This is a genomic window from Pseudoxanthomonas sangjuensis, assembly GCF_010211755.1.
In the GTDB taxonomy this organism is placed as follows: Bacteria; Pseudomonadota; Gammaproteobacteria; order Xanthomonadales; family Xanthomonadaceae; genus Pseudoxanthomonas_A; species Pseudoxanthomonas_A sangjuensis.
The window spans coordinates 1-26,500 of the sequence record NZ_PDWR01000036.1 but is presented as its reverse complement, the minus strand read 5'-3'; the positions used below and the strand labels follow the sequence as shown (position 1 = coordinate 26,500).

General features: G+C 67.4%; 26 protein-coding genes and 1 tRNA gene. 9 read left to right on the top strand and 18 right to left on the bottom strand.

Going from position 1 to position 26,500, the window contains the following annotated elements; translation table 11 throughout:
• Window positions 1-27: 27 nt before the first annotated feature.
• The 3 genes from CSC71_RS14440 (at window position 28) to CSC71_RS14430 (ending at window position 3,150) form a co-directional block, all read left to right on the top strand.
• Window positions 28-104: transfer RNA gene (locus CSC71_RS14440), tRNA-Asn, on the top strand.
• Between the two features lie 173 nt (window positions 105-277).
• Window positions 278-2,380 carry a TonB-dependent receptor family protein gene (locus CSC71_RS14435; RefSeq protein WP_162375082.1) on the top strand — a complete coding sequence of 701 codons (2,103 nt, stop codon included), beginning with the start codon at window positions 278-280 and terminating at the stop codon, window positions 2,378-2,380.
• Window positions 2,381-2,601: 221 nt separating this feature from the next.
• Complete coding sequence (locus CSC71_RS14430; RefSeq protein WP_162375081.1) at window positions 2,602-3,150, top strand: GspH/FimT family protein; 549 nt, start codon at window positions 2,602-2,604, stop codon at window positions 3,148-3,150.
• Window positions 3,151-3,297: 147 nt separating this feature from the next.
• On the opposite strand, the gene CSC71_RS15680 is transcribed toward CSC71_RS14430, so the two are convergent.
• From CSC71_RS15680 to CSC71_RS14410, 4 genes are read right to left on the bottom strand one after another with little or no spacing between them, the layout of a single operon-like run.
• The gene (locus CSC71_RS15680; RefSeq protein WP_162375080.1) at window positions 3,298-5,499 is read right to left on the bottom strand and encodes a type IV pilus modification PilV family protein; all 2,202 of its coding nucleotides are present in this window, start codon (window positions 5,497-5,499) and stop codon (window positions 3,298-3,300) included.
• A gap of 11 nt (window positions 5,500-5,510) precedes the next feature.
• Complete coding sequence (locus tag CSC71_RS14420) at window positions 5,511-6,977, bottom strand: PilX N-terminal domain-containing pilus assembly protein (RefSeq protein ID WP_162375079.1); 1,467 nt, start codon at window positions 6,975-6,977, stop codon at window positions 5,511-5,513.
• A complete protein-coding gene (locus CSC71_RS14415; protein ID WP_162375078.1) occupies window positions 6,974-7,768 on the bottom strand; it encodes a PilW family protein in 795 nt (264 codons plus the stop codon). Before CSC71_RS14415 ends, CSC71_RS14420 begins: the two co-directional genes overlap by 4 nt.
• Complete coding sequence (locus CSC71_RS14410) at window positions 7,756-8,334, bottom strand: pilus assembly FimT family protein (RefSeq protein ID WP_162375084.1); 579 nt, start codon at window positions 8,332-8,334, stop codon at window positions 7,756-7,758. The genes CSC71_RS14415 and CSC71_RS14410 overlap by 13 nt, the downstream gene beginning before the upstream one ends.
• A 182-nt stretch (window positions 8,335-8,516) precedes the next feature.
• Here CSC71_RS14410 and CSC71_RS14405 point away from each other — a divergent pair, with 182 nt between their 5' ends.
• Together CSC71_RS14405 and CSC71_RS14400 are read left to right on the top strand one after the other, a co-directional pair.
• Window positions 8,517-8,918 carry a type IV pilin protein gene (locus tag CSC71_RS14405; protein ID WP_162375077.1) on the top strand — a complete coding sequence of 134 codons (402 nt, stop codon included), beginning with the start codon at window positions 8,517-8,519 and terminating at the stop codon, window positions 8,916-8,918.
• Window positions 8,919-8,974: 56 nt separating this feature from the next.
• Window positions 8,975-9,997, top strand: coding sequence for a sensor histidine kinase (locus CSC71_RS14400; RefSeq protein ID WP_162375076.1), 1,023 nt, complete (start codon window positions 8,975-8,977; stop codon window positions 9,995-9,997).
• An 89-nt stretch (window positions 9,998-10,086) separates the two neighbouring features.
• On the opposite strand, the gene ppnN is transcribed toward CSC71_RS14400, so the two are convergent.
• From ppnN to grxD, 5 genes are all read right to left on the bottom strand, one after another.
• Window positions 10,087-11,469 carry a nucleotide 5'-monophosphate nucleosidase PpnN gene (gene ppnN, locus CSC71_RS14395; protein ID WP_162375075.1) on the bottom strand — a complete coding sequence of 461 codons (1,383 nt, stop codon included), beginning with the start codon at window positions 11,467-11,469 and terminating at the stop codon, window positions 10,087-10,089.
• 118 nt (window positions 11,470-11,587) lie between these two features.
• Window positions 11,588-14,776: a TonB-dependent receptor gene (locus CSC71_RS14390; RefSeq protein WP_162375074.1), complete on the bottom strand. Its 3,189-nt coding sequence runs from the start codon at window positions 14,774-14,776 to the stop codon at window positions 11,588-11,590.
• A 370-nt stretch (window positions 14,777-15,146) separates the two neighbouring features.
• Window positions 15,147-15,749, bottom strand: a complete 603-nt coding sequence (locus CSC71_RS14385) for a YhgN family NAAT transporter (RefSeq protein WP_162375073.1) — start codon at window positions 15,747-15,749, stop codon at window positions 15,147-15,149.
• Between the two features lie 115 nt (window positions 15,750-15,864).
• The gene (locus CSC71_RS14380) at window positions 15,865-16,617 is read right to left on the bottom strand and encodes an SDR family NAD(P)-dependent oxidoreductase (protein ID WP_162375072.1); all 753 of its coding nucleotides are present in this window, start codon (window positions 16,615-16,617) and stop codon (window positions 15,865-15,867) included.
• The gene (grxD, locus tag CSC71_RS14375) at window positions 16,614-16,952 is read right to left on the bottom strand and encodes a Grx4 family monothiol glutaredoxin (RefSeq protein WP_162375071.1); all 339 of its coding nucleotides are present in this window, start codon (window positions 16,950-16,952) and stop codon (window positions 16,614-16,616) included. The genes CSC71_RS14380 and grxD overlap by 4 nt, the downstream gene beginning before the upstream one ends.
• Window positions 16,953-17,029: 77 nt before the next feature.
• Between grxD and CSC71_RS14370 the strand changes: the two genes are divergently transcribed.
• A complete protein-coding gene (locus CSC71_RS14370) occupies window positions 17,030-17,608 on the top strand; it encodes a superoxide dismutase (RefSeq protein WP_162375070.1) in 579 nt (192 codons plus the stop codon).
• Window positions 17,609-17,692: 84 nt separating this feature from the next.
• Here the strand turns inward: CSC71_RS14370 and CSC71_RS14365 are convergent, their stop codons facing one another.
• Entirely contained in the window at window positions 17,693-18,832 is a 1,140-nt protein-coding gene (locus CSC71_RS14365; protein ID WP_162375069.1) for a 5-(carboxyamino)imidazole ribonucleotide synthase, read from the bottom strand.
• Window positions 18,829-19,332 carry a 5-(carboxyamino)imidazole ribonucleotide mutase gene (purE, locus tag CSC71_RS14360; RefSeq protein WP_162375068.1) on the bottom strand — a complete coding sequence of 168 codons (504 nt, stop codon included), beginning with the start codon at window positions 19,330-19,332 and terminating at the stop codon, window positions 18,829-18,831. Before purE ends, CSC71_RS14365 begins: the two co-directional genes overlap by 4 nt.
• Before the next feature lie 61 nt (window positions 19,333-19,393).
• Here purE and CSC71_RS14355 point away from each other — a divergent pair, with 61 nt between their 5' ends.
• Genes CSC71_RS14355 through CSC71_RS14345 form a run of 3 tightly spaced genes read left to right on the top strand, consistent with a single transcriptional unit; the run spans window position 19,394 to window position 20,926 of the window.
• On the top strand, window positions 19,394-19,663 hold the full coding sequence (locus CSC71_RS14355) for a Trm112 family protein (protein WP_162375067.1): 270 nt from the start codon (window positions 19,394-19,396) through the stop codon (window positions 19,661-19,663).
• A gap of 52 nt (window positions 19,664-19,715) precedes the next feature.
• The gene (gene nadC / locus CSC71_RS14350) at window positions 19,716-20,600 is read left to right on the top strand and encodes a carboxylating nicotinate-nucleotide diphosphorylase (RefSeq protein WP_162375066.1); all 885 of its coding nucleotides are present in this window, start codon (window positions 19,716-19,718) and stop codon (window positions 20,598-20,600) included.
• Window positions 20,597-20,926: a DUF3301 domain-containing protein gene (locus CSC71_RS14345; protein ID WP_162375065.1), complete on the top strand. Its 330-nt coding sequence runs from the start codon at window positions 20,597-20,599 to the stop codon at window positions 20,924-20,926. The genes nadC and CSC71_RS14345 overlap by 4 nt, the downstream gene beginning before the upstream one ends.
• Window positions 20,927-21,030: 104 nt before the next feature.
• Here CSC71_RS14345 and CSC71_RS14340 read toward each other — a convergent pair whose 3' ends face one another.
• The 7 genes from CSC71_RS14340 to CSC71_RS14310 all read right to left on the bottom strand — a co-directional run bounded on the left by CSC71_RS14340 (window position 21,031) and on the right by CSC71_RS14310 (window position 26,226).
• On the bottom strand, window positions 21,031-21,264 hold the full coding sequence (locus CSC71_RS14340; protein WP_162375064.1) for a hypothetical protein: 234 nt from the start codon (window positions 21,262-21,264) through the stop codon (window positions 21,031-21,033).
• A gap of 17 nt (window positions 21,265-21,281) precedes the next feature.
• On the bottom strand, window positions 21,282-21,725 hold the full coding sequence (locus CSC71_RS14335; protein WP_162375063.1) for a ClpXP protease specificity-enhancing factor: 444 nt from the start codon (window positions 21,723-21,725) through the stop codon (window positions 21,282-21,284).
• Between the two features lie 38 nt (window positions 21,726-21,763).
• Window positions 21,764-22,399 carry a glutathione S-transferase N-terminal domain-containing protein gene (locus tag CSC71_RS14330; RefSeq protein WP_162375062.1) on the bottom strand — a complete coding sequence of 212 codons (636 nt, stop codon included), beginning with the start codon at window positions 22,397-22,399 and terminating at the stop codon, window positions 21,764-21,766.
• Window positions 22,400-22,547: 148 nt separating this feature from the next.
• Window positions 22,548-23,291 (bottom strand): cytochrome c1, encoded by a 744-nt coding sequence (locus tag CSC71_RS14325; protein WP_162375083.1) that lies wholly within the window; start codon window positions 23,289-23,291, stop codon window positions 22,548-22,550.
• 10 nt (window positions 23,292-23,301) lie between these two features.
• The gene (locus CSC71_RS14320) at window positions 23,302-24,570 is read right to left on the bottom strand and encodes a cytochrome b (RefSeq protein ID WP_162375061.1); all 1,269 of its coding nucleotides are present in this window, start codon (window positions 24,568-24,570) and stop codon (window positions 23,302-23,304) included.
• A gap of 1 nt (window position 24,571) precedes the next feature.
• Window positions 24,572-25,183, bottom strand: a complete 612-nt coding sequence (gene petA, locus CSC71_RS14315) for a ubiquinol-cytochrome c reductase iron-sulfur subunit (protein WP_162375060.1) — start codon at window positions 25,181-25,183, stop codon at window positions 24,572-24,574.
• Between the two features lie 143 nt (window positions 25,184-25,326).
• The gene (locus tag CSC71_RS14310; protein ID WP_162375059.1) at window positions 25,327-26,226 is read right to left on the bottom strand and encodes a lytic transglycosylase domain-containing protein; all 900 of its coding nucleotides are present in this window, start codon (window positions 26,224-26,226) and stop codon (window positions 25,327-25,329) included.
• Window positions 26,227-26,500: the final 274 nt, after the last annotated feature.

Below are 26,500 nucleotides of genomic sequence, written 5' to 3'. Positions count from 1 at the left end.
GACCCCGCCCGTACAATACGCGGCCCCGCCCGAATAGCTCAGCCGGTTAGAGCACTTGACTGTTAATCAGGGGGTCGTTGGTTCGAGTCCAACTTCGGGCGCCATATTTTTCAATGACTTGCCGGCATCTGCGCCCGAATCGCGGCTGCGGCAGGCGAATCCCCCCGAAATCCGGCCACCGATGAGCTGGATCCGACTCCGAAATCGGCATCGAAACAAAGCCCGGCACCACCGGGCTTTTTTTGGTGCGGGACCGAACCCGCTGGCCGGTGCCGTAGTGCTGGGGCTGTGTGCGCTGGCGAGCGCGCCGCGCGCCGCGGCGCAAGCCGCCGAGGCGGCGACCCTGGACCGCGTGCAGGTCGATGCGACGCGGCTGCACCGGGTACCGGCGTTCGACACGCCGGCCTCGCTCGACACGATCGACATCGACGGCCGCAATGCCAGCGCCGGCGTCAACGTCTCCGACCTGCTGCGCGGCGTGCCCGGCCTGTCCGCGCGCGACCGGCAGAACTACGCGCAGGACACGCAGCTCTCGATCCGCGGCTTCGGTGCGCGCTCGACCTTCGGCGTGCGCGGCCTGCGCCTGTACGCCGACGGCATCCCGGCGACGATGCCCGACGGCCAGGGCCAGGTCTCGCATTTCGCGCTGGCCGGCGCCGAGCGCATCGAAGTGCTGCGCGGCCCGTTCTCGGCGCTGTACGGCAATTCCTCCGGCGGCGTGCTGCAGATATTCAGCGCCGACGGCGAAGCGCCGGCGCGGGGCCACGTGCAGGCGAGCGCAGGCCGCGACGACAGCCGCAGCATCGGCGCGAGCCTGCGCGGCGCGGATGGGGTCCTGGGTTATGCGCTCGCGGGCAATGTCTTCGAGACCGATGGCTGGCGCGAGCACGGCGCCGCACGGCGCCGCTCGTTGAACGTGAAGCTGCACGCCGACACCGCGAACGCGGGCCGCGTGCAGTTGGTCGCCAACCATTTCGACGCGCCCGATGCGCAGGACCCGCTGGGCCTGACCCGGACGCAGGCGCAACAGGACCCGCGCCAGGCCGCCTCGGCTGCGCACCAGTTCGATACACGCAAGTCGGTCGGCCAGGACCAACTCGGCCTGGCCTACGAACAGCCCCTGCACGGCGGCCATGCATTGCGCGCGATGGCCTATGCCGGGCGACGCTCGGTCGCGCAGTTCCTTGCCGTGCCGGTGGCGGCGCAGTCCAATCCGTTGCATTCCGGCGGCGTGGTCGACCTGGACAACGACTACGGCGGTGCCGACCTGCGCTGGAGCTGGCCTGGCGCGCTGGCCGGGCGCGCATTCGAATTTCCCGCCGGCGCCAACTTCGACCGCCAGCGCCAGCACCGGCGCGGCCACGAGAATTTCGCCGGCGGCGAACTCGGTGTGCGCGGCGCGTTGCGCCGCGACGAACGCAACGACGTGCGCAACGTCGACCCCTACGCGCAGGCATGGTGGCGATTGGCGCCGCGCTGGTCGCTGCTGGCCGGCGTGCGCCACAGCACGGTGCGCTTCGAATCGCGCGACGCCTACGTCGCCGCCGGCAACCCGGACGACAGCGGCCGCATCGAATATTCGCGGACCACGCCGGTGGCCGGGCTGGCCTTTGCGCCGGACGACGATCTGCGCGTCTACCTGTCGTACGGGCGCGGCTTCGAAACACCGACCTTCAACGAACTGGCGTACCGCGCCGACGGCGGCGCCGGCCTCGCCTTCGACCTGAGGCCGGCGACCAGCCGCAACGTCGAACTCGGCGGTAAATGGCGCAACGACGCCGGCGCCTCGGCCGAAGCCGCGCTGTTCCGCGCCGACACCGACGACGAACTGGCGGTGGCGCGCAACGTCGGCGGGCGCAGCAGCTACCGCAACGTCGGCCGCGCGCGGCGCCAGGGCTTCGAATTGTCGGCCATATTGCCGCTGGGCGAACGCTGGCGTTTCGACCTGGCATACACCTGGCTGGACGCGACGTTCCGCGACGGTTTCCCGATCTGCACCGGGAGTGGCTGCACCGATCCGTCGACGATGGTTGCCGCCGGCACGCGCATCCCCGGTACCGCACAGCAGCAGGCCAGCGTCCGGCTCGGCTGGGAAAGCGGCCCCTGGAGCGCGGCGCTGGAGGCACTGGGCTTCGGCAAGGTCAGCGTCAACGACCCGGGCAGCGAACATGCGCCGGGCTACGCGCTGCTCAATGCCGAGGTCGCGCGCGAATGGCGCTTCGGCACGCAGCGATTGCGCGGCTTCCTGCGCGCCGACAATCTGTTCGACCGGAATTACATCGGCTCGGTGATCGTCAACGAAGGCAACGGCCGCTACTACGAGCCCGGCCCCGGTCGCGGCCTGCTGCTGGGCCTGCGCTGGCAGTGGGTCGGCCTGTAGGCGCGGCGCAAGCCGCGACCACCATGATCGGTGCTTTGCGGACGGATTCGTCGTGGTGGATGCATGGCGGTCGCGGCTTACGCCGCTCCTACAGGGGCATCGCAATCGGTTGAGTGCGGACGCGAGGAATTCCCTGACAGGACGTCTATCCCTTCCCCGATCGTGCCGCCCGGGCGCGAAGGCCATGCTGGCCGCATGTCGATCCCGCAATGGAGCCCGTCATGTCCCGCACCCTGCCCCACTCCGGTTTCACCCTGATCGAAGCCCTGATCGCAATGGCGGTACTGGCGATACTGGCCGCGCTGGCCCTGCCCGCGACCGGCAACGCAATCGCGGCCGCGAACGCCGGCGAGGCACGCACCGCATTGCTGGAAGGCATGACCCTCGCGGTCCGGCACGCCGCCGTCGCCGGTACGCACGTGGTGGCCTGTCCCGGCGACAGCGGCGGCTGCCGGGACAACATCGACTGGAGCGGCGGCTGGATCGTGTTCGCCGACGGCAACGCCGACCGCGTACTCCAGCCCGGCGAACGCATCCTGCGCGAACAGCCGGCGCTGGCGGATGGCGTGCACCTGCGCAGCACCGCGGGCCGCACCCGGCTGGTGTTCCAGGCCAACGGCGGCAACGCCGGTTCCAACGTCACCTTCACCCTGTGCGACAAGCGCGGCGCCGCCCATGCGACGGCGCTGGTGCTGGCCAACGACGGGCGGTTGCGGGCGTCCAAGCCGACGGCCACCGCTGCGGCCGCATGCGTGGCATCAATCCCATGAGGGAAATCGCGGCGCCGCACTTCGTCCCGAAAGCAATGGTTTCGCCGGGGCCGCCCGATGCCCGCGTGGGCATAGCCAAGAAAAAGCCACTGCATCCCACGGGATGCAGTGGCGGAAACCGGAAATGCCCGGGGCCGAGGCGAACGGCTAGGGAGTCAGCGGCGTCGTCCCCGTCGGGCAAGTCGTGTCCTGGTCGACGATGTTGAGGGTCAAGGCATAGTCGCCGGCCAATGGGGTCTGGGTGATCGTGATGGTCGTGGTGTCGCTGTCCGTCCCGTCATTGGCTACCGCAACGCTGATGCGCGGATCCGTATCGACGCAAACCTTGCGGTCGGTGAACACCGGCTGGCCCTTGACCTTGGCCGTGGTCGAATAGTTGGTGATCGTCAATATCAAGGTATTGGTCGACCCCTGGACATAGAAATAGGCGCAGGTCGTCTGCTGGGTCTTCTTGGCATAGTTGCAGGTGGCCGAGGTATTCGCCGCATCGGCAGTCATCAGCAGCGTCGCCAGGTTCAGGATGCTCGCCTGGCCCACGCCAACGACCAGGTTGGCCGTCGACAGGCCGGAAGCATCACCATCGGCCTTGCGGAAATCCTGCGCATCCGCCACATAGCTGGAATCCGCCTCGTCGCCCCTGTCGATCGGCGCGGTACCGGCCAGGCCGGAATTGCTGTCGTTGATCGACAGCGTTACCGGGAAGGCATCGGCAGAAGATCCTCGCTGCGCCGTCACCAGACCACCATCGGTCTGCAACAGGCCCTGGTTGCTGTAGATGGTGTTGGTCACCGAGGAAACCAGCGGTTGGCTGGATGTCCACGACCCGAGATTCGCCACGTTGACCGCGTAGAACGGCAGCACCTGCAACGGCTCCAGATCCCCCAGGCCGCTGCAGTCGCCGCTATTGTCGTTGTTCCTCGCGCAATCGTAGACCTGCCGCGTTTCGGGGCTCAGGTAATCCATATACAGGCCGAAGGCGACCAGATTCCTCTGCTGGCCCGCGGCGGTGAACTGGATGGGATCCGTCGTCCTGAGGTTCGAGGGCGTGGCAGCGGGCGCCGGGAACTTCGCCGCGGGCGCGGGATAGCCCGGCGGCAGGTTGCTCATCCCGTCCTGGATGGCCTGCTCGACGAAAGTGGCGTAATTGGTGGCAAAAGACCCGACTTCATAACCGGTCTTGGCGCTGTTCAGCGGCGTGACCAGCAGATGGCTCTGCATCAGGTCGCGCGCGAGTCGCGGGCGGCCGCCCACGCGGATGATCTGGCAGGCATCCACGTAGTAACCACCGATCTCGGCAGCCGGTTTCAGGCCGCCGCCGACATTGTACGAGTTGCCCTGCTTCGCATAGCCGTAATGCTCGCTGCTGTCGTCGTTCTGGCTGCGATCGCGCCACGGGTCCACCGCGGGGTTGCGACCGGCCTCGTGGTGGTCGCGGCAGCAGACCGTGCACATGGTGCTGATTTCGGAATCCTGGTTGGACACCACTGCCGTGCCGATGGCCGTTCCCTCGGGCAGGACCTGCGGTTCCTGGTAGGCCTGCATCCGGCCGCTCCACACCACCGGCTGGTAGGCGGGATTGGCGGCCGAACTGCTGCCGCCTTCTTGGCAGACACAACTGACGGCCGCCACGTCCAGCTTGCGGTTGAGCAATACCGTGTCGCTGGAACCGGTGAAGGTCATCACCGAGAACTGCGTGGCCGCGGAAATGTCCTCGATGAACTGCTGCGGCTTCGGGTTGGAGCTTGCCGCCGACTGGTCGTTGCCGATCGCGATCGGCACCACCTGCGGATTGCCGATATCCGGACGCAGGATATGCACCTTCGGCCCCTCGCTGGCCTCGGTCGGAACCTGGCGCAGCATCGCCGCATCCGCCGGCGCCACCGCGGCGATGCTGTCGGTCAGCAAGACGGTCTTGTCTTCGCCATCGCTGCCGGTCCAACCGACGCTGACGTTGATCTTCTTGAATTCCGGCACGCCACCGCTATAGGCATCGGTCGCTCCGGGAACGAACTGGCCGCTGGCCTGATCGTAGCGGTAACGCGTCACGGTGCTCGTGGCGGTGAATTCGACCCCACCCGCAGTGAAGGTCCAGGGCCCGCCGGACGCCAGATTGACGTAGGTCGAACCCGTGTATCCGGTCGGCGGCGTGACGAAAGCAAACGAGCGCGCGTCTTCCAGCACCTGTTGCCCGATGGCGGTGGCCGCGGCCCTGGCCTTGGATTCGGCGCCGGACTGGAACAGCCGACCCTGCAGGGCGGCCAGGCTGACCAGGCCGAATGCCAGCACGACGACCGCGATCATCACTTCGAGCAGGCTGAAGCCCGCGGCACGGGAATGGGTCTTCTTCATCGCCGTCACCTTCATTGGAGCGAATCCGACCAGGACCCGGGGATGGGACCGTAACGGACGAAACCGGGGGAATTGCGGATGTTGGCCAGTACCGCCTTGTTGTAGACGATCGACGGGCTGCCGTGCAGCTGGCCGCCGCCCTCCAGCACCACCGAACCGTAAATCTGGCCACCGTTGAGGGTAAAGGCGTCGGTACCGGCCGTTTCGCGCACGAAGATGACGCCGAAGAACTGCTTCTTGTTGCCACTGCCGCTGACCGGCACGTCGCTGACCAGCACCACCGGTCCCGTGAGCGAACCGACAATATCCGGCAAACTGCAACTGGCATCGGCACCCGTCACCCAGTACAAGCCGGAACTCGTGCCGTCGAGCGCCGCGCAACTGTTGATCTGGGTCGCATACTGCGTGAGGTATTCCACGGCATTGTCCCTGGACACGCCGAAGGTGTAGGCGAACAGATCGCTGGGGAAGTTCTGCGCGTCCATCACCTTTGGCGTCGCATCGCTACTGTTGCTGTCGATGTCGATGATGTCCTCGCCTTCGTACTTGTCGCCACCCTTGTGTCCGCTGAGCATGCCGTAGTCCAGGCTTACCCCGCTGCAACTGCAACTTGCGCAAATCCCGTTGAGCACATCCTGCGAGGACGGCGCCGGGTTGCCGTAATTGTTCAGCCACTCCCCGAGATGGCAGGTCTCGAAACTGCCCATGGCGGAAATCTGCGCGTCGCCGGCGGACCAGATCGAGATCGGGATACCGGGACCACCCGCATCCGGGTTGGGCACGATTTCCGCATTGCCCAAGCCAATGCTGGTGCCGGCCGCGATCAGCGGTGCGTCCGGCGAGCGGCCGAGCAGGTGGAAGGTACCGAACGACTGCTTGACCGTCGCCACCGCGTTCTCGTTCTCGATCGTGCCGCGCGAAACCACGGTGATGTAGAACTCGCCACTGTCGGTGGTGGGCGTCAGCGCGCACTGCGGCGATTCCGGAATGGTCATGTCCAGCCGGCAAAGCGTGGCATAGGATGCATAGCCGGCATCGAACTCGCCGATCATATCCAGCGCATCGGCCGGGATGGCATCGCTGACCGGCAGAACGCCGTTGGTGCCGCCCACGTAGCGGTACATGCCCGCACGCTGGTTGCTGGGCCCGGCCAGGCAGGGATCCGGGTCCATGGTGGTGGCGGTCGAGCAGGGCTGCCATTGCATGGCGACGGGGTCGAGCCAGCCGCCGGTGGCCGTGGACAGCATCGTCATGGTGTTGAGCTTGACGTACTCCAGCGACTGGTGCAGCCCGGTTTCGGCGGCATGGAACGCCATCTTGTAACGATATTCGTTGCCCGAGGTGCGCTGTTCGTTGACGCCGTACCGCGCGGCGAACAAGGTGATGATGGTCAGGATGGCCAGCAGCAGCATCGCGATCAGCAGGGTCGAAACGCCCTGCTGCCGCCGCGGTGGATGGTTGCGGAGGTTGGTGTTCATGGGGCGGCACACTCGTCATTGAGTTCGGACGGGCTGGGGGCAGCTGTCGGGGCCGCGATGGCCGCGCAGATGGCATCGGCCGCGGCTTTCGTGGAATAGGTCGCATAGGACAGGTCCTCGGCGCGGATGCGCACCGAGTCCGTCAGCTGGCGGACCACGCTCGGATCGGAGGCCAGGCCGCCCTTCAGGCACAGCGAAACCACGCGCACGCTGCCCCTGACCGTGTCGTACACCTTGTTGCCGTCGGCATCGCGGCTGGCGATCACCGTGCAGAACGGCGATTCGTACAGCGCCGGCTTGAAATCCACGATGTTCACGACACGCGGATCGGTCAGGTCCGTCCAGTTCGAACCGCCGCAATTACTGTCGGCGTCGGAGGTGTTCATCTGCACCGCCCCGCCGCTGTAGCGGATGCCGCGCTTCTCGCTGGCGGTTGGCGCATCGCCCATTCCCCCGACGTTGCGGTCGTACTCGTAGAAGATGCAGCCGCCGCTGGCGGGGATGGACAAATTGATGAAACCGGACGGCGGATCGCTGGTCATCACCCGGGTAACCGCCGCCGAGTCGTAGCCGGCGCGGCGCAGTTCGCGCACCACCAGGTTCATGCCGGTGCGCAACTCCTGGCTGAGGCGGGTCGAACGGATGTTCTCGCCATAGGCGCGCACCGTCGACACGGTGAAGGCCAGCGCCGACCCGATCACGATCAGGCCGGCGACCATGGCGATCATGAGCTCGATCAGCGACAAACCGGCCTGCCGCCGTGCGAATGCGGGCTGTTTCAGTCGGCGCATGCGGATACTCCCGGCAAGGTCTTCGTTGCGCCATCGGGTGTGCACACGACAGGCCGCGCCAGCGCATTGATCTGCACCGCGACCTGGTACCCGTGGCGGGTCGTCAGCTGCAGCCCACCCGTGTCGCCGATGTCGGCGAGGGTCGCGGTCTTCGGATCGATGACAAAACCGCTGCCGCCGCCGAACGCGATGCTGTCGGAAGACAACTGCACCTGCTTGAGGTCGTTCGCCGTTTCGGGAAACAACGCCACCGTGCAGGCCGTGGCATCGCTGGCGCAGTCGCATCCCGCGGCGGCTTCGCCGTCGGCCACCATGACCGCGCCAACGCACACGCCATCCGTGCCGAAGGGCAGGAAATCCACGCGCACGAAACTGTCGCGCTTGACCGCCTCTTCCTTGGCCAGGCCTACGGCCGCAACGATGTTGTCGGCGACGCCGCGCAGGGCCTGCCGCTCGCGGAATTCGGCGAACGAGGGCGCGGCCAGCGTGACCAGGACCGCGAGGACCGCGATGGTCACCATAAGTTCGATCAGCGTCACACCTTGCTGCCTGAGTCCCTTGCGCATCCCCTTGCTCCCCGCTTGATAGGGCTGGTGTAGCCTACGATGACGGCATGGCGCCGATACGCGCTTTACGACCAGCGGTTTCGTTTCCGGGACGAGTGGATGGGTTCGGGACGGCCTTGGTCATACCAATTCGCGCGCTACCGCTGCAGAATGGCGGACAGGACACTTTGGGGGAAAATGCCATGACGACCCGCCGCGCTTCCGGCTTCACGCTGATCGAACTGATGGTCGTGGTCGCCGTGATCGCGATCCTGGCCGCCATCGCCTATCCGTCCTATCAGCAGTACATTCGCAAGAGCCGCCGTTCCGAGGCGATCAGCGCGCTGCAGGACCTGCAGTTGCGACAGGAACGCTGGCGGGTGGACCACGCCGAATACGCGACGACCGGCGAGCTGGGGACGATGCCCACGGCCAGCCAATACACGATCAGCGTCACGGCGAACGGCCCCACCAACTACACGCTTACTGCCGCGCCACAAGGTGGACAGGCCAGCGACAGTTGCGGCACGCTCAGCATCGAATACACCGCCGCCAACGGCATCCGGAAGCTGGCCAACGGCGCCGTCAACAGCTCCTGCTGGTGACCTGCGCCGCAATCGGCGCATGATGTAGCCCACATTTTTCGTCGCTTCGAGGCGACATGCCGCTGCGCCCGGAACCTGTACCGCAAAACCCGCTGGACGCGCTGTGGCGCGCGCCGGTGATCGTATCGGCCCTGGTGGCCGGCGAAGGCGTCGCCGCGGTGCTGGCCCTGGCCCCGGGCGCGGAAGGCAACCGCTGGGTCTATTTCGGCCTGGCTTCGCTGACCGTGCAGTGGATCGCCCTGGTCACGTTGGGTGCGCTGTACCTGTTCCGCCGCCAGCTGGCGCGGATCCGCCCGCAGCGCGTCGCCTGGTGCGCGTTGCTGTCGCTGCTGCTCTCGACCTGGCTGGTGATCGCGATCGGCTGGCTGGCGCTGCATGAAATCCTCGGCCCGGGCCGGAACGAATGGCTCGGCCTGTTCCTGCGCATGACCGGTATCGCGGTCGTGGTCGGCCTGCTCGGACTGGTGTCCTTCCTCAACCACTGGCGCGCGCGGCAGATGGCGGTACGCGCCAAGCAGTCGGAACTGGAGGCGCTGCGGGCGCGCATCCGCCCGCACTTCCTGTTCAACACGCTCAACACCGGCGCGGCGCTGGTGCACCAGCGCCCGGGCGACGCGGAACAGCTGCTGCTGGACCTGGCCGACCTGTTCCGCGCCGCGCTGGCCGGGCCACAGGAAATCCCGCTGGCGGACGAGCTGGCGTTGACCCGGCGCTACCTGGAGATCGAGGCGCTGCGCTTCCGCGAGCGCTTGCGCGTGGACTGGCGCCTGCCCGAACCGCTGCCGCAGGCGATGATCCCGACCCTGTCGGTGCAGCCGCTGGTGGAGAACGCGATCCGCCACGGCATCGAGCCCGACCCGGACGGCGGCGCCATCGCCATCGAAGTCGTCGAAACCGGCGACTGGATCGAAATCGGCATCCGCAACGCGATGGCCGCTTCCGCGACGCGGACCAAGGGGCACCGGATCGGCCTGGATTCGGTGCGTGCCCGGATTGACGCATTGACCCAAGGCCGCGGCCGGCTGGAAACGCAGATCGTCGACGATTGCTACGTGGCGACGATCCGCCTGCCGCTGTAGGAGCGGCGGCTTTCAACAGACGAATGTCTGGTCAAGCCGCGACCGGGACAGCGATGAAAAGCGTCGCGGCTTACGCCGCTCCTACAGGGTTACGTCACCACCCGGTAGCACGGCCGGTATTCGCCGGCGATCTTCATGCGCCGCTGCTGCACGAAGGCGCGCAGCAGCTCGTCCAGCGCCTGCATCATGTCGGCATCGCCGTGGATCTCGAACGGGCCGAACTGCTCGATGCGGCGCATGCCGTCCTCCTTGACGTTGCCGGCGACGATGCCGGAGAAGGCGCGGCGCAGGTCGGCGGCCAGCGCGTGCGATTCGCGCCCGTGGTGCAGGTCGAGCGCGGCCATTGCCTCGTGGGTCGGCGCGAACGGCCGCTGGTATTCCAGCGGGATGTTGATCGCCCAGTTGAAGAAGAACGAATCCTTCTGCGCGATGCGCCATTCGCGCACCTTGCGGATGCCCGCGACCATCCGCTTCGCCACCGTCGCCGGATCGCCGGTGATGATCTCGTAGCGCGAGGCCGCCGCGTCGCCCAGGGTCAGGCGGATGAACCTGTCGATCTGCTCGAAATACGGCGCGGCGATGGCCGGGCCGGTCAACAGCAGCGGGAACGGCAGCCCGGCGTTCTCCTCGCGCAACAGGATCCCGAGCAGGTAGAGGATTTCCTCGGCGGTGCCGACACCGCCGGGGAACACGATGATGCCGTGGCCGAGGCGGACGAAGGCCTCGAGCCGCTTCTCGATGTCCGGCATGATCACCAGGTGGTTGACGATCGGGTTCGGCGACTCGGCGGCAATGATGCCCGGCTCGGTGATGCCGATGTAGCGGGTCTTGCCGCGGCGCTGCTTGGCGTGCGCGATCGTCGCGCCCTTCATCGGCCCCTTCATCGCGCCGGGTCCGCAGCCGGTGCAGATGTCCAGCCCGCGCAGGCCCAGCTCGTAGCCGACCTGCTTGGTGTAGTTGTATTCGTCGCGCGAGATCGAGTGCCCGCCCCAGCACACCACCAGGTTCGGGTCGGCGGGCTTGAGGATGCGCGCGTTGCGCAGCAGGCCGAACACCGCGTTGGTGATGCCGTCGGAACTGTCGAGGTCGTCGGCGCAGTCCGGCCCGAGTTCGATCGCGGTCCACGCCAGGTCGCGAACCGTCGCGAACAGCAGCTCGGCCACGCCGCGGATGATCTCGCCGTCGACGAAGGCCATCGCCGGCGCGTTGATCAGGTCGATGCGCACCCCGCGGTCCTGTTGCTGCACCTGGATGTCGAACCCCGGGTACTGGTCGCGCGCCGCACGCGGGTCGTCCGACGCGCTGCCGCTGGTCAGCACCGCCAGCGCGCAGCGGCGCAGCAGCTCGTGCATGCCGCCGCTGGACGCGTCGCGCAGGCGCGCCACCTCGGCGCGCGACAGCACGTCCAGACCGCCGCGCGGGTAGATCCGCGCATCCTGCACCGGCAACGCCCTCGATGCCGTATCGCCCATCTGCCGTTTCCTTCTTGGTCTTTTCGAGTCGCGAGACTTTATCCCTCCCCGCCGGAAAAGGAAAACGGCCGGGTCGCCCCGGCCGTTTCCGTGCTGCACTGTACTGGAACGCGGTGGATCAGAACTCGTACTTCAGGCCCACCTGCAGCGACCACTGCGAGACGCCGGTGTTGACGCCGTCGGCGTCGTTGTTGGCCACGGACGGGGCATCGGCGAAGCGGTAGTTGTACACGTACTTGCCGTCGTAGATGCCCTGCAGCGTGGCCACGCGGGCGTCGGCGAAGAAGCCGTAGTCGTAGATGTGGCCCCAGTCCTTGTTGAGCAGGTTGCCGACGTTCTGGATGTCCACCCAGATCTGCGACTTGTGGCCCTTGAAGAAGCCCGGCAGTTCCTGGCTGATGCGCAGGTCGAAGGTGTTGACCCAGTCGGCGCGGAAGGCGTTTGCCGGGGCGTAGTTGCCCGCGTAACGCTTCAGCTCCGGGTTCTGGTTCAGCCATTCGAAGAACGACTGCTCCATCGCCGGGTCCGGGGTGAACACGCCGGCGCTGGTCAGCGTGCCGAACAGCACGTCGCCCGGGGCGGACGGCACGTAGAACAGGTCGTTGGCGGTGCGGCTGTCGCCGTTGGCGTCGTTCACGAAGACGTAGCTGAACGGACGGCCGCTACGGCCTTCATAGACCAGGCCGGCGCGGGTTTCGTAGTCGCCGAAGAACTTGTGCTTCCAGTCCAGCGAACCGGAGATGCGGTCCTTGATCACGTAGCGACCGTTGCGCGCGACGTCCTCGTTGATGTTGAAGCCGTACTGGTAGCCGAAGCCCGAGCTGGCGGTCGAACTGGTCAGCGAACCGACTTCGGTGGCGTGGGTGTAGGTATAGGCCAGGTTCCACGACCAGTCGCTGCCTTCGCTCCACGGCTTGGACAGCGACGCGGTGAACTGCTGGCTCTTGCCCTTGCTGGTGTTGTCGATCAGGAAGACGTTGTTGTAGGCGGGGTTGCGGCCGAAGCGCGCGTTGCTGCTGCTCCACGCGCGGCCTTCGCGGGCGGGATCGTAGTACAGCACGCGGCCGTCCGGACCGATGTAACCCGGGCCGACGTTGAGGGTGCGGTAGAACAGGCCGTTGTTGACGTCGGTCAGGATGACCTCGGCCGAACCGACGATGCCGTACCACGGCAGTTCATGGTCGAACGCCAGGTTCGCCTTCCAGACCGACGGCAGCTCGAAGTCCTTGGCCATGAAGTTGACGTCCATCAGCGCAGCCGCCGGATTGGACGGAACCGGCTGGTTGTGCCCATCCGGGCTGAACGGCAGGTCTTCGTAGTTCTCCTCGTCCTCGATGTCCTGCGAATAGGAGACGGCGTTCAGGCCGGTGTTGCTGTAGCTGTTGCCGACCCACACCTGCGGGGCGTCGCCCTGGAACAGGCCGATGCCGCCGCGCAGTTGCGTGGGACGCTCGCTGTCGAAGGTGTAGTTGAAGCCGAAGCGCGGCTGGATGACGAAGTCGCCGCTGTAGGTCTGGCTGTTGTCGAGGCCCCAGTCGGCTTCGGCGACGGCGTTGTGTTCCGGCGCCGGGCTAGTTTCCGGACGGTCGCCGCGCACGCCGAAGGTCAGGGTCAGGTTCGGGGTCGCGTACCAGGTGTCCTGGATGAACAGGCCGAGGTTCTTGTTCTTGTACTGGGCGGGGATCGAGCCCGGCGAGGTCTCGGCCTTGTAGGCGTAGGTGGACCAGATGCCGGCCTCGAAGTTGTCCAGCCCGTAGAAGGTGTAGTTGCCCCAGCCGTCCTGGGCGAAGTAGTTGAAGATTTCGTTTTCGCTGTAATCGACGCCGAACTTGATGTCGTGGTCGCCGACGGTCCAGGTGCCGGCGCCGAAGTAGTTCCAGGTCTCCGTCTTCAGCACGTTGTTCTGCGAGCTGCGCTCGGTGCCCATGCGGATGAGGTCGCCGCTCGGCGCGGTCTCGTCGCCGCCGAAGTAGATGGAGATCTGCGGCGTGACGGTCGGGACCACGCGAATGGCCGAGTAGTCGCGGTAGGAGACCTTGAATTCGGTCGAGAAGGTGTCGGTCCAGTCGCTGAACAGCTGGCCGACGTAGCTTTCGACGGTCTTCTCGTGCACGAACCACGAGGAGCTCAGCGCCAGGGTGCTGGCGCTGGAACCTTCCGGACGCACCTTGGCCTGTTCCAGCTTGCTGTAGCGCAGGTTGGCGCGGTGGTCGTCGTTGATGTTCCAGTCCAGCTTCAGCGCGTACTCTTCGAGCGTGGTGTTGCTGTTGGAGGCGGTGGTGCCGCCCGGCTCGAAGCCCCACACATCGCGGGCGATGCGCTGCGCCTCGGCCACGTCGGCTTCGCTGAAGTCGTAGTTGGCGAAGTCGACGCTGGTGCCGGGGGTGGCCTGCTCGTACTTCTCGTAGTTGGCGAAGAAGAACAGCTTGTCCTTGACGATCGGGCCGCCGAAGGTGGCGCCGTAGGTCTCTTCCTTGTCGAAGCCGGCGAAGGCATTGTTGCTGTTCGGGTTGTCGCCGAACCAGTCGCCGTCGCGCATGTAGCCGTACAGCGAGCCGTGGAATTCGTTGGTGCCGGACTTGGTCACCGCGTTGACGGTGGCGCCGGCGGCGCCGGCGCTGGTCACGTCGTAGTTCGACAGGTTGATGTCGATGGCCTCGATGGCCTCCATCGACACCGGCTGGCGCTTGGTCGGCATGTTGTTGCCTTCCAGGCCGAAGGTGTCGCTGGCCGAGACGCCGTCGATGCTGACCGAGTTGAAGCGCGGGTTCAGGCCGCCGGCCGAGATCGTGCCGGACGCACGGTCGACGAAGGCCACGCGCGGGTCGAGGCGCATGTAGTCCTGGATGTTGCCGTTGATCGACGGCAGCGCCTGGATGGTCTCCTGGTCGACGCTGGTGCCGGTGCCCATCTTGGTGGCGCTGAACACGCTGGAGCCGCCGGCCACGCCGATCGCGGTGACGGTTTCCAGGGTGGTGACGTCGCCCTTCAGCGCGGCGTTGACGGTGTTGACCTTGTTGAGGTCGAGGTAGATGCCGTCCTCGGTATCGGTGCCCGCGCCGGCCTTGGTCACGGTGATCGTGTAGGGACCGCCGACGCGCAGGCCGCGCGCATTGTAGCGGCCGTTGGCATCGGTGGTGGCGCGGCTGACCGTGCCGGATTCCACGTGGGTGATCGTCACCTCGGCGCCGGCAACCGGTGCGCCGCCGGCATCGGTGACCACGCCGCCGACGCCGGCCGAGGTGCTCTGCGCGAAGGCGGGAGCGGCGGCCAGCGCGGCCACCAGGCCAAGACTGAGTTTGGACATCCGGATACGGCGGGATTGATTCATGGGTTTGACCTCGGATTACGGATCGATGGAATTGGCAATGGCGAAACTGTCGGCGCCGCGAGCGCAGCGCAGGGCGTACCGGTTGCAGATGACACGAATCCCCGACGCCAAGTGACCGGCGTCACCAGGGTTAACATGAGGTTAACACGATAGAGCCAATTTGTGACCGCTGGATGACAATATTTCCGCGCCGCATCATGACGCTATCCCGTTGATGCCCAATGGGATTTCAGGCCGGATGGTCGGAATCGCCGGTAAGTGCTTATACGGATTGGAGACATTCGCCGAAGGCGGCGCCGCAATGTGATCCGGGGCACCCTACCCGGCCGCATGGAGCCGGGCCGGCTCAGGGGAGACTGGCGGACAACTTCAGGTAGGCGTTGATGCCGTCCAGCAGCATCTGCACCGAGATCGCCACCAGCAGCATGCCCATCAGCCGCTCGACCGCGGTCAGCACGCGCCGGCCCAGCCAGCGGTACAGCACCGTGGCCGAGAACAGGATGACCGCCGTGCCCAGCCAGGCCAGCAGCAGGGCCAGGCTCCAGTCGCCGAGGCGCTGCGGTTCGTTGCTGCCCATCAGCATCACCGCGGCCATGCCGGACGGCCCGGCCACCAGCGGGATGGCCAGCGGCACGATGAACGGCTCGCCGCCGGGGATTTCGCCCATCAGCCCTTCCGGCTTCGGGAAGATCATGCGCAGGCCGATCAGGAACAGCACGATGCCGCCGGCGATCTGCACCGACTCCTGGCGCAGGTGCATCGCGTCGAGGAAGTACTGCCCGCCCCACAGGAAGGCCATCAGCACGACCAGCGCGATGAACAGCTCGCGCGCCAGCACCATGCGCTGGCGCGGCGGCGGCAGCGGCTTGAGCACGCTGAGGAAGATCGGGATGTTGCCCAGCGGGTCGAGGATCAGGAACAGCAGCAGCGCGGCGGAAAGGATGGTCATGGCTATTGAACCCGACCGAAAATCGAACCGTTCGCCCTGAGCGTAGCGTAGCGAAGTCGAAGGGTCCTTCGACTCCGGCGCTTCGCGCCTACGCTCAGGGTGAGCGGTCGCGATTTCATGCGCGCGGGCTCCACACCCGGCCGCGATGCGCGGCGCCGTCCGGCGACAGCAGGGTGACGCAGGCGCCGGCGTAGTCGGCGGGGTCGCGCGCGGCATCGTCGGCATCGTCCGCGTAGGCGCGCGAACGCAGGCCGGTGCGCATCGGCCCCGGGCGCAGCGCGGACACGCGCACGCTGCCGTTCGCCAGTTCCGCGGACAGCATGCCGACCAGTGCGGCGAGGCCCGATTGCGCCACGCCATAGCCGCCCCAGTAGGCCTGCGAAACGCGGTCCGGATCGTCCAGCGCGAACACCAGCGCGGCATCCGCGGCCCGCTTCAGCAGCGGCAGGCAGGCCTGGCTCAGCCACCACGGCGCGGTCAGGTTGACGTGCACGGCGCGCGCGAACGCGGCCGGGTCGGTGTGCTCGAGCGGAGTCAGGCCGCGGAATTCCGCCGCGCAGTGCAGCAAGCCGTCGAGGCGGCCGAATTCGTCGTGCAGGCGCTGCGCCAGTTCGGCGTAGTCGTCGGGCGACGCGCCCTCCAGGTCCAGCGGGTACAGCAGCGGCTCGGTCCCGGCCTGCACGCAGGCGTCGTAAACGCGGTTCAACTTCGGCAGCTTGCGCCCGAGCAGGACGACGGTGGCGCCTGCGCGCGCGCAGGCCGGTGCCGCCGCGCCGCCGAGCCCGCCGTAGGCGCCGCTGACCAGCACCACCCGCCCGGCCAGCGCGCCCTTCCCGGCGGCGCCGGGCAGCGGCACGACCACGCTCATTCCGCCGCGGCCTCGGCGACGATGCGCTGCAGTTCGCCCGACTCGAGCAGCTCCAGGGTGATGTCGCAGCCGCCGATCAGCTCGCCGTGGATGAACAGTTGCGGGAAGGTCGGCCAGTTCGAATATCGCGGCAGGTTGGCGCGTATTTCCGGCTCTTCGAGGACATTGACCGTATACAGCCGCTCGGCGCCGGCCGACTGCAGCGCGCGTACCGCGCTGCTGGAATAGCCGCACATCGGGAATTCCGGCGTGCCCTTCATGAACAATACGATCGGCTGGCCGTCGACGATGGCCTGGATGCGTTCCATTGCCGGCTGGGGCTTTTTCTGCGACATGGCCGTTCCGGGTCCCGTCTCGTAAACTGTGCCCATTGTAAGCCAAGCCCCCAGCCAACCCGCCAAAGGAGTCCCCCATGGCCATCGAACTGCCCGCCCTGCCCTACGACCGCGCCGCGCTGGAACCGCACATCTCCGCCGAGACCATCGACTACCACTACGGCAAGCACCACAAGACCTACGTCGACAATCTCAACAAGCTGATCGAAGGCGGCGAGTTCGCCGACGCCGACCTCGAGACCATCGTGAAGAAGTCGCAGGGCGGCATGTTCAACAACGCCGCGCAGATCTGGAACCACACCTTCTACTGGAACTGCCTGAAGCCGAACGGCGGCGGCGAGCCGACCGGCAAGCTGGCCGACCTGATCAACGCGGCCTTCGGCGACTTCGCCAAGTTCAAGGAGGAATTCACCAAGACCGCGATCGGCACCTTCGGCTCCGGCTGGGGCTGGCTGGTGCAGCGCCCGGACGGCAGCCTGGGCCTGGTCAGCACCTCCAACGCGGCCACCCCGCTGACCGGCGACGACAAGCCGCTGCTGACCATCGACGTGTGGGAGCACGCCTACTACATCGACTACCGCAACGCGCGGCCGAAGTACGTCGAGTCGTTCTGGTCGCTGGTCAACTGGGACTTCGTGGCGTCGAACCTGCGCTGACGCGATATCCGCCGGGAGCCGCGCCCGCGGGCGGCTTCCGGCGGCGAGTCCCTGTCCGGTACGGGAGCGCGCCCCGGCGCGCTCCTACAGGAGACGATCCATTACCGGCGCGACCTGCGCCATGCGGCCCAGCGCCACGCCGATGCGGCGCAGCGCGCCGGCCAGTTCCACCGCCGAATCCGCGCGCAACGTGGCATGCCCGACCTTGCGCCCGGCGCGCGGCAGCTTGCCGTAGTCGTGCCAGTGGCCGGACGCTTCGGCCAGCACCGCGTCGCGCGACGGCAGTTCGCCGATCCAGTTGAGCATGCAGGCATGGCCAAGCATGCGCGTGGAGCCCAGCGGCAGGCCGAGCACCGCGCGCAGGTGGTTCTCGAATTGCGAGGTCTCCGCGCCCTCGAAGGTCCAGTGCCCCGAGTTGTGCACGCGCGGCGCCATTTCGTTCGCCAGCAACCGGCCGTCCTTCACGAACAGCTCCAGCGCGAACACGCCGACGTAGTCGAGCGCTTCGGCGAGCTTCTTCGCGTGCGCGAACGCCGCGTCGGTCAGCGCCGCGTCGGCGGGCGCGGGGGCGAGGCTCGCCGACAGCACGCCGTCGACGTGCCAGTTCTCGGTCAGCGGCCACGCGCGGAATTCGCCGTCGCGACCGCGCACCGCGACCACCGAGACTTCGCGCTGGAACGGGATGAAGGCCTCGACGATCAGGCCGACCGTCTGCGCCTGCGGGCCGAGCGCTTCCCACGCCGCGTCGACGTCGGCCCGGGTCCTGATCCGGAACTGGCCCTTGCCGTCGTAGCCGAGCCGGCGCGTCTTGAGGATGCACGGCGCGCCGATCAGCGCGACCTGCGCGTCGAGCTCCCCGCGCGACGACACCGCGGCGAATTCGCCGACCGGGATGCCGAGTTCGCGGAACAGGCTCTTCTCGACCAGCCGGTCCTGCGCCACGGCCAGCGCGCGCGGGTTCGGGAACACCGGGGCGCGCTGCGCCAGCCATTCGGCGCTTTCGGCCGGCACGTTCTCGAAATCGAAGGTGGCGACGTCGATCTTCGCCGCGAATTCGGCCAGCGCCCGCTCGTCGCGGAAATCGCCGACCAGCAGCGGCGCGAACTGCCCGGCGCAGGCGTCGGCGACGGTGTCCATGACCAGGAAACGCAGCCCCAGCGAAGCGCCGGAAAGCGCGAGCATGCGGGCCAGCTGCCCGCCACCGAGGATGCCGACCGTGGTCACTTGCGCGGGTCGTCGTTGCTGGCGACGTCGTCGGTCTGCTTCGCGCGGAACTCGGCCAGCGCCTCCGCGATTTGCGGATGGTCGGCGGCGAGCAGCGCGGCGGCGAACAGGCCGGCGTTGGCCGCGCCGGCATTGCCGATGGCGAAGGTCGCGACCGGCACGCCGGCCGGCATCTGCACGATCGACAGCAGCGAATCCATCCCGTTCAGCGCCTTCGACTGCACCGGCACACCGAGCACCGGCACCGCGGTCTTCGCCGCGAGCATGCCCGGCAAGTGCGCCGCGCCGCCGGCGCCGGCGACGATCGCGCGCAGGCCGCGCGATGCGGCGGATTCGGCATAGGCGAACAGCGCGTCCGGCGTGCGGTGCGCGGACACGACCTTGACTTCGTAGGCCACGCCCAGCGCGTCGAGTTTCTGCGCGGCGTGCTGCATCGTCTCCCAGTCCGAGCGGGAGCCCATCACGATGCCGACGAGGGGGTTGGATTGGTTGGCGGTCATTGGCCGTCGCCTGCCCTAAAGGGATATTCTACCCGTCATTTCCCGCCCCCGTACGCTGGCAATGGACCGCAAACTGCTCGATATCCTGTGCTGCCCGGCTTCGCGCCAACCGCTGGCCCTGCTGGAACCGGCGGGGCTGGACGCGCTGAACCGCGCGATCGCGACCGGCGAGATCAAGCGCGTCGACGACGCCCCGCAGCGCGACCCGTTGCGCGAAGCCCTGGTCACCCGCGACCGCAAGACCGTGTACCGCGTCGACGACGGCATCCCGGTGCTGCTGGTCGAGGAAGGCATCGCCACCGCGCAGGTCGACGGCTTCCCGCAGAAATGACCCGGTTCGCGACAACGCCCCGGACCCCTGCCTTGGGGAAAGGGGGGCCGTGATGGGTACCGATCGCTTCGACGGCGGCACCGAACCGCCGCCCTACCACGTGGTGCAGGCCAACGTGGCCGCGGCGCTGGCCGAGGACGTCGGCAGCGGCGACGTGACCGCGGCGCTGCTGCCGGACGTCGCCGATGTCGCCTACCTGCTGTGCAAGCAGGATTGCGTGGTCGCCGGCCGGCCGTGGTTCGACACCTGCCATCGCGCGCTCGACCCCGACGTGGCCATCGACTGGAAGGTCTGCGAAGGCGACCGCGTACGCGCCGGCACCGTGCTGGCCACGCTGTCCGGCCGCGCCCGCGCGCTGGTCACCGCCGAACGCGCCGCGCTGAACTTCCTGCAGACGCTGTCGGCCACCGCCACCGCAACCGCCGCCTACGTCGACGCAGTGCGCGGCACCAAGGCGGTGATCCTCGACACCCGCAAGACCCTGCCCGGCCTGCGCGTCGCGCAGAAGTACGCGGTGCGCTGCGGCGGCGGGCAGAACCATCGCTTCGGCCTGTACGACGCGGTGATGCTGAAGGAAAACCACGTCCGCGCCGCCGGTTCGCTGACCGCGGCGATCCGCGCCGCCCGCGCGGCGCAGCCGCAACTGCCGCTGATCGTCGAAGTGGAATCGCTGGCGCAGCTCGAAGAGGCATTGTCGGCCGGCTGCGAGCGCATCCTGATCGACGATTTCGATGCGGCGGCGCGCCGCGAGGCGGTGAAGATCGCGCATGGGCCGGCCTTCAAGGGGCGGATCCCGCTGGAAGTCTCCGGCGGCGTCACCCTGGAAACGGTGCGCGGCATCGCCGAGGACGGCGTCGATTACATTTCTGTCGGCGGCCTGACCAAGCACGTGCAGGCGATCGATTTGTCGATGAAGCTGGGGCCCGCGCCGCGATGACGCCGATCCTGCTGCTGATCGCCGCGGCAGCCGCGTTCGGCTACTGGAATGCGGCGCGTGCCGCGGCCGAGCAGGCCACGCAACTGGGACGCAATGCCTGCGCGGCAGCCGGGGTGATCTGGCTGGACCAGAGCGTGCACGCGGACGGCATCCGCCTGCGCCGCAACGAGGACGGACGGCTCGGCTTCGAGCGCACGTTCCGCTTCGAATATTCCCATGACGGCGACGACAGGCACGCGGGCCGGCTGGTACTGCGCGGCGGCAAGCTGGTGTCGTTCATCGGGCCGGTGAAGCCGACCGTGGTGCCATTCGAGCGGGTGAATTGAATCGCTGTTTGTGGGATGGGTGGAGCCGAAGGCGATACCCATCATCGCGACGCATCCGACGCTTCGGATGATGGGTATCGCCATGCTCTATCCATCCTGCCTGGCTACTCGCCGATGGACGGAAATTCCGGGTCCGAAATGTAGAAATTTCCCGGGTGCACTGCCGCTCGCTGTTGCAGGCAGTTGATATGGCAGAAGAAAGTCTGCTCTTTCTGTTCTCCGCGCAGTTGGTCGAACCGCGCCACCACGTGCAATGCACACAGGTCCACATCGCCCGATTCAATCGAGTTGCCGCAGAACAAACATACGTAGTTCGTCTTTTCGTTCGCCGCGCTCATGGACCCGCAAACCGAGCCTACTTCACCACCCGCAGGAACGGCGGCCGCTTGCCGGCAGGAGGCGCATCGTCGGGCGCCGGCGCATCGGGTGTCGGCGGCTCGTCGTCGCCGTCGGGGCCGGGCGTGGCGCCGGTGTCTTCGGGCAGGGCCATGCCCTGCCCGGTTTCGCGCGAGTAGATCGCCAGCACCGCCGGGATAGGCACCCGCACCGGATAACTGACGCCGCCGAAGCGCGCGCTGAAGCTGACTTCGTCGTTGTCGATGGTCAAATGCGCCACCGCGCGCTGCGCGATGTTCAGCACCACCTTGCCTTCCTTCACCGCGCTGGCCGGCACCTGCACGCCCGGCTGCGTCGCGTCGACCAGCAGGTGCGGGGTCATGTCGTTGTCGGCGATCCATTCGGCCAGCGCCCGCAGCAGGTACGGGCGGTGGCTGGTCATGCGCGGTACGTCGTCGCTCATGCGCGCAGTTTACGCTCCGGGACCGCGGCGCGTCCGGCTCACGCCGGGATCTCGCGCAGCTTCCTTTCCTGCTCGGTCAGGCTGCGGATGAAGCCGGGGTTGCGGAAGATGCGGTTGCCGTAGTCCTCGATCGCCTTGCCGTCCTTCGGCAACGGGATGTCGAGCGCCTGCAGGCGCCAGATGATCGGCGCCATCGCGCAGTCGGCCAGGCTCATTTCCGGGTTGAGGAAGAACTTGCTGGCCTTGAACAGCGGCACCGACGCGGTCAGCAGTTCCTTCAGCCGCTTGCGGGCGTTGTCGGCCTGGGTCTTGTTGCCCAGCTGGATCGCCTGCACCTGCGGCACCCAGTCGTGCTCGATGCGCAGCATCGCCAGGCGCAGGCGCGCGCGCGACAGCGGGTCGACCGGCATCAGCGGCGGATGCGGGTAGCGCTCGTCGAGGTATTCGCTGACCACGCTCGCCGCGTACAGCACCAGGTCGCGCTCGACCAGGGTCGGCACCGAGTGGTAGGGATTGAGGTCGATAAGGTCTTCGGGCGGGTTCTGCGGATCGACTTCCACCAGATCGTAGCTGACGCCCTTGGCTGACAACACCAGCCGCACCCGGTGGCACAACACATCGTCGGTGGAAGAGAACAGCGTCAGGGTATTTCGCATACGCGGACTCGCAGCCATTCAGGCCCTCCCACGACCGGAATCCGCCGGTCGCATCGGCGCCGCCCGGCCCGTTGCCGGAGGTCGCCACGGTTTCCCCTCATCCTTCCGGAACCATCGCCCCGATCCACGTCCCGCGGGAAGATGGCCGCCGTCGGCGGAACCCGCATCAATGCACGTCGCGCCAGTATTCCTCTTTCAGCAGGTACGCCAGCAGCGACAGCGCGGCGAGGAACAGCACCACCCACACGCCCATGCTCTGGCGCTTGAGCGCGGCCGGCTCGCCGGCGTATTCGAGGAAGTTGGTGATGTCGCGCACCGTCTGGTCGAATTCCTGCGCGTTCTGCTTGCCGGGCTGCGACAGCTTCAGGCCGACGACCGGCTTCTCGCCGGTGGCCGCGTCGGGTTCGCCGTACTCGGCATGCTGGATGCCCTGCAGTTCCCACAGCGGGTTCGGCATGGAGGCGTTCGGGAACAGCTTGTTGTTCCAGCCCAGCGGCCGCGACTCGTCGATGTGGAACGACTTCAGGTAGGTGTAGATCCAGTCGCTGCCGCGCACCCGCGAGATCACGCTCAGGTCCGGCGGCGCCTTGCCGAACCACTTGGTCGCGGCGTCGTTCGGCAGCGATGCCTTGATCTGCTCGCCGAACTTGGCGCCGGTGAAGTTGAGGTTCTGCATCACCTCTTCCTCGGTCAGGCCCAGGTCCTCGGCCATGCGCGAGTAACGCAGGTATTGCAGCGAATGGCAGCCGGAGCAGTAGTTGACGAACAGCTTGGCGCCGCGCTGCAGCGAGGCGCGGTCGCCGAGGTCGTTGCCGGCCTGGAGGGTGTCGCCGCCTTCCGCGGCGACGGCGGAGAAGGACAGCAGCAGCGCGCCTGCGAAGGCGGCGAGCCTGGCGGTGGCCTTGCTCATGAAAGCGAGCTTAGTCATGCGTCGTCACCCGTTCCGGCACCGGCTTGGTCTTTTCGAAACCGAAGCGGGTGTAGACCCACAGGAAGATGAAGTAGCCGAAGTACAGCACGGTCAGCACGCGACCCAGATAGGTCTCGTGGATGTCGGTACCGGGGCCGGAACCGATCTTGCCCAGCCACACGAAGCAGAACGCGAACAGCGCCAGCGCGACCTTGAACCACAGCCCGCGGTAGCGGATCGACTTGACCTTGCCGCGGTCCAGCCACGGCAGGAAGAACAGCGCCGCGATCGCGCCGAACATCACCAGCACGCCGCCCAGCTTGTCCGGCACCACGCGCAGCATCGCGTAGAACGGCGTGTAGTACCACACCGGCTTGATGTGCGCCGGCGTGACCAGGCGGTTGGCCTCGGTGAAGTTGTCGTGCTCGAGGAACAGGCCGCCGAAGCCGGGGGCGAAGAAGATGATGAACGCCGCCACGACCAGGAAGCAGCAGACGTAGAAGAAGTCCTTGACCGTGTAGTACGGATGGAACGGGATGCCGTCGGCCGGCGCCTTGTCCGACCAGCGGTTGCCCTTCGGGCCCTTCTTGATCTCGACGCCGTCGGGGTTGTTCGAACCGACCTCGTGCAGCGCGCCGATGTGCAGCACCACCAGCAGCAGCAACGCCAGCGGCAGCGCGATCACGTGCAGGGCGAAGAAGCGGTTCAGGGTGGCGTCGCTGGGCAGGTAATCGCCCATGATCCACTCGGTCAGCCCCTGGCCGATCACCGGGATCGCGCCGAACAGGTTGATGATGACCTTGGCGCCCCAGAACGACATCTGCCCCCAGGGCAGCACGTAGCCCATGAAGGCCTCGGCCATCAGCACCAGGTAGATCAGCATGCCGAGGATCCACACCATCTCGCGCGGCTTCTGGTAGCTGCCGTACATCAGGCCGCGGAACATGTGGATGTAGACCACGATGAAGAACGCCGACGCGCCGGTGCTGTGCATGTAGCGGATCAGCCAGCCCCAGTCGACGTCGCGCATGATGTACTCGACCGAGGCGAAGGCTTCCGCCGCGCTCGGCTTGTAGTGCATCGTCAGGAAGATGCCGGTCAGGATCTGGTTGACCAGCACCACGATCGACAGCACGCCGAAGATGTACCAGATGTTGAAGTTCTTCGGCGCGTAGTACTCCGTCATGTGCTTGCGGTAGAACGGCAGGAACGCCGGAGCGCGCTGGTTGAACCAGTCCTGCAGGCCGCTGACGGTGCGGGTGATGATGTTCGCGGACATGTCAGGCGGCTCCTTCCGGGTCGACGCCGATCACGATGGTGTTGTCGTCCGCGTAGTGGTGCGGCGGCACCGCCAGGTTCAGCGGCGCCGGCACGCCCTGGAACACGCGGCCGGCCATGTCGAAGCGCGACTTGTGGCAAGGGCAGAAGTAGCCGCCCTTCCAGTTCGGGTCGTAGGGCTCGGGCCGGATCTCGGCGACCATCTCCGGCGAGCAGCCCAGGTGGGTGCAGACGCCGATCAGCACCGAGATTTCCGGCTTGATCGAGCGGGTCTCGCCCTTGATGTAGGACGGCTGCTGCTCGGTGTTCTTCGACTCGGGATCGCGCAGCCGGCCGTCGAGGGTCGGCAGCGCGTCGAGGATCGCCTTGGAGCGCTTGACGATCCAGATCGGCTGGCCGCGCCATTCCAGGATCAGGCGCTGGCCTTCCTGCAGGCCGCTGATGTCCGCGACCACCGGCGCGCCGGCCAATTTGGCGCGGGCGCTGGGGTTCCACGACTTGATGAAGGGTACTGCGGCAAATCCGGCTCCCACCGCCCCGACCACGGCCGTGGTCGCCGTCAGGAATCGGCGTCGGCCCGTATTCTCGGGCCCGTTCACCCCATCGTTGGCCATTCGGCCCTCCGCAAATTGACGCGTTTCTAGGTAGCTAATCTGGCTGCCAGGGTCCGCACAATCCTTCCCCGCGGACCACGATAAAACCTCAATTTGCCGAGTGTAACGGAAGCGCGAAAGCGCCTACAACATTCCCCATCGGATCAACCACTTGGAGACGCAGACGGAATCAGGCGCGGGCCGCTGGCGGCGCGGTAGCGGTCGGCCAGCACGGCCACGCGCTGCACGTAGCGCTGGGTTTCGCTGTACGGCGGCACGCCGCCATGGCGGTCGACCGCGCCTTCGCCGGCGTTGTAGCCGGCGGCGGCCAGCTTCAGGTCGCCGTGATAGCGCTTCAGCAGCCACGACAGGTATTGCACCCCGCCGCGGATGTTCTGCCCGGCGTCGAAGGCGTCGCTGACCCCGAAGCGGCGCGCGGTGGCCGGCATCAGCTGCATCAGGCCCTGCGCGCCGACCCGCGACACCGCGGTCGGTCGATAGGCCGATTCGGCGTGGATGATCGCGCGGACGATGGCCTCGTCGACGCCGAATTCGCGCGCCGCGCTGGCGATCTCGTCCTGGTAGGCGGTGGTGTTCAGCCGCACGCTGCCGAAATCGAGATTCGGATTGCCGCAGGCGTAGCAGGTCTCGATGTAGCGGTACTTGATGGTGCGCAGGCTGGCGACCTGCACGCCCTTGGGCCGCGTGCTGGTGTAGTGGCGAACGCCGTCGCTGATGTAGGAATAGACCTGCCCGCTGACCACGCGCTTCGGCAGCGCGGTGCTGGCGGCAGGCGCAGGGGCCCGCCCCGCGGGCGGCGGCCTGTCGGCGGCGGGGGACATTTCCGCCGGCGCCGGCGCGGGCGGGGCCTTAGCGGCAGGACCCGGGCTGCTGCGACGGTCCGGCGTGTACTTGCCGACGACCTCGCACTTCGCCCCGCCGATCCGCTTGCTGACATAGGCGGGCACGCCGGCGGCGCCGACGCAGCGGTACAGCGTGCCCGCGCCGGCGGGCAGCGCGACGACGGCAAGCAGCATCCCCAGCGGCAACAGGCTCCCCCTCATGGCGCGCAGTGTCCTCCTTCCCTGCCCGCTTGCCAAGTCCTTGTCCAAGAAAGGATTCCTCCGTTTTGTGCGGTCGGTCGGAGAACCCGGCATGGGCCGGCCCGCTTCCGCTTCTTCCCCCCGAAAACGTCGAACCGGCCCGGATCCGGACCGGGCCGCGTAGAATGCGCACCCCGCCCGCCAACCCGCCTGGAATAAGCGCCATGCCCGGGATGCAAGCCCCAGATCAGCCGGCCACAGACGGCGACGACGCGACCAGCCCCCCCCCTCTCTC